Source organism: Anaerotignum sp., from assembly GCF_031981185.1.
GTDB lineage: Bacteria > Bacillota > Clostridia > Lachnospirales > Anaerotignaceae > Chakrabartyella.
On sequence record NZ_DALYUL010000056.1, the window covers coordinates 3,752 to 4,731 of the forward strand.

Annotated in this window: 1 protein-coding gene; it reads right to left on the reverse strand. The window is 39.7% G+C overall.

Features of this window, described 5'->3' with window-relative positions:
* On the reverse strand, nucleotides 1-980 hold a 980-nt coding region (locus RTK36_RS16360), incomplete at both ends, for an antirestriction protein ArdA (RefSeq protein WP_312048285.1).

The following is a 980-nucleotide window of genomic DNA, read 5'->3' on the forward strand; positions in this document are numbered from 1 at the left end:
CCCCAAAAACTGACATACACCTCTTTGCCGTTGCATAAAATTTCTCTTTGCTCAAAACCTTCTCCCCATCCGTCACTTGCTTGGCCTGTAATTTCATCTTTTATTCTGGCAAGTTCCCTATCATCAAGGGGTGCATTTAAAATCAGGCTTGCAACTCCCATCAGCTGACCATCCACATCTTCCACTGAGAAATCATATCTTTTTACTTTTGCATTGACGCTATCCTGATCGCAGTAGTATCTCATCAATCCTCGTTCCGTTTCTTCGGATAAGGCATTTCTCTCAATCGCCTGCAAAATTTCATCTTTATATTCCGCCAGCTCATCTGAGCAAACATCGATTTTATAATCTACCTGATAAAGATCTCCATAGTCATTCTCATCATAATACGTGGTGCCACAAAGTGGCATATACAGCTTTAGTTCCTGAAATTCTTGCTTGGGGATTTCTATTCCAAGATGCTCCCATAAAACCGGTGCGAGTTCCCCATTGTAACCGTGATAAAGAACATATCCCTTTTCAGTAAATGCACCGTTCTGATTAGCAATTTTCTGCTGTCCATAGCGTTCAAAGTCTATGTATTCTTCAAGGTTTACATCATATTCAAAGTGACCGCTTTCGCAGATGATATATTTACCGTATTCCTCCGCTGTATGGATATTGGGGAAAAGTTCAAACTCGTACATACTGTCCAGAAGCGCTTTTAAGTCCTTTTGATTATCTGGTTTAATAAATTCTATGAGCTTTTCAAAATAACTTTCCTGTTGGGTGCCTATTTCTCGAAACTTAGTTGCAAAGTAATTAAGATTGTCTACATTCTCGTTGAGCAGTTTTTCGGAAGTTATAATTTCAACCATTCTGTCTGGAAAATGGTCGCTGGTAAGGCTAAGACTGCATTCCGAAAGTGCCTCAGCATCCAATCTCAGCAGGGCATATTCTATTTGCATTTGCGTACAAGGCAGATAGAGAAATTGACTATA